Annotated in this window: 4 protein-coding genes; all 4 read left to right on the plus strand. The window is 44.4% G+C overall.

Annotated features, from left to right (window positions below; genetic code table 11):
• The first annotated feature begins 1 nt into the window (after position 1).
• The 4 genes from LUQ50_RS15920 (at position 2) to LUQ50_RS04040 (ending at position 4888) form a co-directional block, all read left to right on the plus strand.
• A complete protein-coding gene (locus LUQ50_RS15920) occupies positions 2–118 on the plus strand; it encodes a PKD domain-containing protein (RefSeq protein ID WP_367278954.1) in 117 nt (38 codons plus the stop codon).
• Between the two features lie 183 nt (positions 119–301).
• Positions 302–2635: a PKD domain-containing protein gene (locus tag LUQ50_RS04030; protein WP_300036551.1), complete on the plus strand. Its 2334-nt coding sequence runs from the start codon at positions 302–304 to the stop codon at positions 2633–2635.
• A gap of 190 nt (positions 2636–2825) precedes the next feature.
• A complete protein-coding gene (locus tag LUQ50_RS04035) occupies positions 2826–4097 on the plus strand; it encodes a PAS domain-containing protein (RefSeq protein WP_300036554.1) in 1272 nt (423 codons plus the stop codon).
• Between the two features lie 125 nt (positions 4098–4222).
• On the plus strand, positions 4223–4888 hold the full coding sequence (locus LUQ50_RS04040) for a response regulator (protein WP_300036556.1): 666 nt from the start codon (positions 4223–4225) through the stop codon (positions 4886–4888).
• The last annotated feature ends 685 nt before the right edge of the window (positions 4889–5573 follow it).

Below are 5573 nucleotides of genomic sequence, written 5' to 3' on the forward strand. Positions count from 1 at the left end.
CATGCAAAATGTGACTCATATATACACAACCAAAGGAACCTACTCAGTGAGGCTCTTGGTACAGAACAGTCTCTCATCAGGAAACATGGAAAAGAGCGAGTATCTATCTGTCAGGTAATCCCAGAGATTACATCATAAATCTTCTTTTTTATATTTTACGACCGCTTATTGCATTTGCATCAAACCGGAATGATAATTACATTATAATTAAAGCATATTATTTAGTAATTTGAGTAGATTCCCATCATTACCTGGTTCCAGAATTACTGGTGGATGAAGTTATACATGGGGGGAGATCTGGATGAAACAAAATGAGGAAAAAAGGGACCTGAAGATCAGCGGCAAAATATTCATACTGTTCTGCGGCCTGGTAATAGTCCTTGTTTGGGGGGTGGTTTCTGCTGATGAACCGGTTTTGTCAGGGAATACATCGGTAAGCATGTCCAAAAACTACACGTTGAACCATTCACCGGAAGCAGAATTCCGATATATACCTGAAATGGATGAACCTGACTTTGAAATAAATAATTTCCATCCTGAACAATGGGTGACTGATAATAACACAGTTCTTTCAGTGAATATAACTGAATCATCTGTTTCAGAACAATTCAGGAATAATGTATTGGAAGATGCTGATGAATCAGGTAAAAATAATACCAGTACAGAACTCACCTGGCAAAAATGCTTCGGGGGATCCTCTAACGATGAGGCGCATTCACTGATTCAGACGTTTGACGGAGGTTATCTGATTATTGGAAGTACCTATTCAAATGACGGGGATGTCACTGATAACCACGGATCTGCTGATTACTGGGTCGTAAAAAAATCCTCTTCCGGAACCATCGAATGGGAGAAATGTTTTGGCGGATCAGATTATGATTATGCATCTTCAGCAGTCCAGGCGAGCGATGGTGGTTATCTGATCGTCGGATATACCTATTCAAATGACGGGGATGTCACTGATAACCACGGATCTGCTGATTACTGGGTCGTAAAACTTACTACCTCCGGTGCCCTTCAATGGGAGAAAAGTTTCGGTGGATCTTCAATGGATTTTTCCCGGTCAGTGATTCAGACTGCTGACAATGGGTACCTGATTATCGGATATACCTATTCAGATGACGGGGATGTCACTGATAACCTCGGATATGCTGATTACTGGATTGTAAAACTTACTACCTCCGGTGCCCTGGAATGGGAGAAGAGTCTTGGGGGTACTAATTTTGATGGTGGACAATCAGCTATCCAGACTGATGATAATGGGTACCTCATTGCAGGGTATACGAGTTCAGATGATGAGGATGTCACTGATACCTATGGAGCAATGGATTACTGGGTCGTAAAAATATCCTCTTCCGGAACCATCGAATGGGAAAAGAGTTTTGGAGGGTCAGATGATGATTTAGCGCGAGCATTGATTCAGACTGCTGATAACGGGTATCTGATCACAGGATATTCAAATTCACATGATGGGAACGTTACCGGAAACCATGGGATTTATGATTACTGGGTCGTAAAACTTACCCCCTCCGGTGCCCTGGAATGGGAGAAGAGTCTTGGTGGATCTTCATTGGATTATTCCCGGTCGGGGATTCAGACTGCTGACAATGGATACCTGATCGCAGGGTATTCAAGTTCAAATGACGGGAACGTTACCGGAAATCATGGGAGTAATGATTACTGGGTTGTGAAACTTTCTCCGTCCGGCACCCTGGAATGGGAGAAGAGTCTTGGCGGGTCTTCTACGGAGTTGGGGCATTCTGTAATTACGGCCTCATCCGGGGAATATCTGGTCGGTGGATATACCTACTCCGAGGATGGAAATGTGGTAGGAAATCATGGTCTTTCTGATGTATGGCTCACGCTGATAACCGCCAGGTATCCGGTTAATGCCACCGTAGATTCATGGACGATTGCCTATCCTGGCGGAAACCGGTCATACATCGAGGGAAAGAATGCCACATACCTGGCACAGGCCAAACCGGGTGCTGACCTTGTAAACGTCTCGGTCGATGACGTACTGGTTGGCTCGGTAAGTAACTGGACGTTCTCAACGATTGCCGGGAATCACACCTTTGCAACGTTCGGCCAGCCGACTCCGGGACAGGTGCATGCTTTCTTTACTCTGAATACCACCCGGGGAGCATCTCCCCTGACGATTTCGTTCACGAATCAGTCGCTTGGAAACCCGACTTCGTTCTCCTGGAATTTTGGTGATGGGGAGAGATCAACCGATCAGGATCCAGTCCATACCTACACAATTCCCGGAACTTACTCAGTCACGCTGAAGGCAATGAACGATCTGACCGGAGGTATTGCGACGCTGAATAACGCAGTGACCGTAACCGCTGGCGTGATTCTGTCCCCGACACCGACTCCGGTTCCAGGAACAATAACAGTATCATTCTCGGCTGACCAGACCTCCGGGACTGCTCCCTTACAGGTAACGTTTATTGATACCTCATCCGGAAATCCAACATCTTGGTTCTGGGATCTCGGAGACGGGAGTACTTCAGTCATGCAAAATGTGACTCATATTTACACAACCAAAGGAACCTACTCAATCCGTCTCTCGGCACAGAACAGTCTCTCCTCTGGCAACGTAGAAAAGAGCGGATACATTACCGTCACGTAGCTGGTAACGTTCCGTTCATATTCTATTTTTAGTAATCACAAGGAGGCTCATCTCTTCAGGATATTCAGAGAAGTGCCAGATAACTATAATCCTACGAAAAAAGTAAAAACCTTGAATTCTATTCATACATTACCGTACTCCAGGTTTAATCTCTGAACCTCAGGGTATGTAACTCATGATTCAATGATCTATGACTGATAATTCTGAAGATGAACGGAAAAAAATCATCGGCCTCGGATCTACATCTCACCGGAAGAGTTACTACCCTGAATTACTGGAGCAGATCACCGAACTGAAGCAGAAAAACGAAGAACTTCAGGCAATAAATCAGGAACTCATAGCTACTGAAGAAGAACTCCATCGAAACTATCGGGCTCTTGAAAGTAGAGAACAGGAACTGCTGGAGAGTCAGGCCCAGTTCAAGAATGTACTGGAGAATTCGATAGTTGCCCTGTACAAACAAAATTATCAGACTGGTACCTATGAATACGTCAGTCCGGCAATCACTGCAATAAATGGGTATACTCCTGAAGAAACGATGAAATTCTCATTTGATGCATTTTATGCAATGATTCATCCTGATGATCGGCTCCAGGTAATAGAGCAAATACGTACAGTAATAATGAAGGGCGGTGGCACCTGCCTTCTTGAATACCGATACATCCACAAAAATGGTCAGGAATTATGGTTAAAGGATATCTCGCGGATTGTGGTTGATGAATCAGGCAATCCCCTCTATAGTATCGGTAGCATTCAGGACAATACTGAACTGAAAACAATAGAAATCATCGCCAAAAAAGCACAGGATAAACTAGCATATTTAAATAACGTTACCTTTCAAGCGATTACCAACACAAATTTTGCCTTGATAGGATTCATCCAGTTGATCAGTGAAGGAAATGAGGATGACAATCTAGGATCATATATTACGACTGTTGAGGAGTTAATCAGGAAGAGCGATACCATCCTCCAAAGTGTGAAAGAGTATCAGCAGATAGGAACCCAGCCTCCAAAATGGCATGATGTATCCCTGACCATGCTCATCGCCCTTTCTCACCTGAATCTCTCGCATCTCACCCGGACTATGACAGTTGAGAACCTGGAATGCTATGCAGATCCCCTGTTGGAGCATGTCTTCTACATCATCTTTGAAAATATTATCGATCATAGTATGCAGGCAACCCATTTGTCACTGACATACCAGGAATACTCAGAGACACTGTCCCTGTTTATCGAAGATAACGGAAAAGGCGTTCCTGAAGATAAGAAAATATTAATTTTTGAGAAAACTTATCACAGGAATAAAGGGATGGGGTTGTTCCTTGCCAGGGAGATCCTTTCCATCACCGGAATCTTCATCAGGGAGTGTGGAGAGCCTGGAAAAGGAGCACGATTTGAACTCGTTATTCCGGCAGCAGGATACCGGATCAAAGCGGGAGAAAATCCAGACCACGGGGAATAATTGTTCTTTTCTTCTAACCTTTGGAGATATGAGGCACGGGATCTTTCTTCCCAAAGCCGCCTGACAGTAAGTATAAAAATGGAGACGGAGAATGAGTGTGTCAGCAGTTAGACCTCACACGGATCATGGCAAAGAAGATATTGATTATTGATGATGAAGCGGTATTCAGAGAATTGATGAATAATGCTCTGACTTCTTATGGATATCAATGTATCATTGAAGATAACCCGGTAGACGGGATACTCCGACTCAAGGCAGAACCATGTGATCTGCTCCTCCTTGATATCATGATGGAACCCCTTGACGGATGGGACACCCTTGATCATATCAAAGCCCTGCCACATGGCCGTGATACCCCCATAATCATGGTATCAGCAAAGAAGCTGCAGGCAGATGAAGTCATCAGGTACGGTGAACAAGTTGATGGATTCATTCCCAAACCATTTGTAGATACAGAGTTTACCGATACAATCACAGATTTTTTCTCTTGGAAAGAGTCCCTGTATGCTGCGGTAGAGGCAGCAAAAACACAGGGCGTCCCCGATGAAATATGTTCACAGTGGGTTCAACTATCCAGACAGATTGTGGCGATTACCCAATTAAAAGAAGCAGTCGGCTCATTTTGCCTTCCTGAGGAAGGGTTAACCGGAGAACAATGCCTAGCCCATAAAATAAATCTTATCAACCGGTGGATCACTGAAAAAAGTAACGAACGTAATGCATTGTCAAGCCGATACCCAATTCTCACCGAAGGACTAACCAATCAGGAATCGAATGTGGCTGACAACTAATCAGGATTCGATACCGAATGTATACCTACTATGAGGTGCGGACCTTTTTGCCTTCACCATCACAGGTTAAATCAGAGAATCATAGGCACCATCCCACTTTTCGACCTATGAATGTAAAAATCAGGATCAGACCAATAACAGATAGTATCATGGAGGCGAAAAAGCAGCCTGAAACCCGGGAGTCAATTCACCTGCCTGCATCATATGAGCAGGGACCGATCACAAACCCAAAAACAGAAGAGTGAATTACACCTCAAGCAAGACAAACAGGGTAACGAAATCAAGGGTCATACCCCCAACCTGCGATCCCAGATATGAAGTAACCATCCAGACCCAAGTGTCACACCAATTATTCCACCCACAACCTGAATCACCCTGAATCTAATAAGCAGTTTAAACCAGGGAGCCATCCCACAGAATGAAGAGCCGAGCATTGATTGCTTGCCCAATCAGAAAGAACGTCCAATATCCCCCATATTTCGATCCCCACCACTGCCGGTAGCAGACCAACCAGAATGATCAGATATGCAGTCACCACCCAGGAGGCAGGAACCGCTGACACATCAAAAATTTAGCGATGCCAGGGAGAGCAATATTGACAATGAGGACATCAAAATCCACCATAATAAACTAAGCGATACAACCAGGACGATAACTAGCCCTTATTCAGACATGTGTGATGAGC

Origin of the sequence: Methanospirillum sp., from assembly GCF_028679455.1 — an archaeon.
In the GTDB taxonomy this organism is placed as follows: Archaea; Halobacteriota; Methanomicrobia; order Methanomicrobiales; family Methanospirillaceae; genus Methanospirillum.

Bases quoted from the DNA above. Each gene is read 5' to 3' on its own strand.
- LUQ50_RS15920 (WP_367278954.1), top strand. From the start codon at position 2: ATGCAAAATGTGACTCATATATACACAACCAAAGGAACCTACTCAGTG.
- LUQ50_RS04030 (WP_300036551.1), top strand. From the start codon at position 302: ATGAAACAAAATGAGGAAAAAAGGGACCTGAAGATCAGCGGCAAAATA.
- LUQ50_RS04035 (WP_300036554.1), top strand. From the start codon at position 2,826: ATGACTGATAATTCTGAAGATGAACGGAAAAAAATCATCGGCCTCGGA.
- LUQ50_RS04040 (WP_300036556.1), top strand. From the start codon at position 4,223: ATGGCAAAGAAGATATTGATTATTGATGATGAAGCGGTATTCAGAGAA.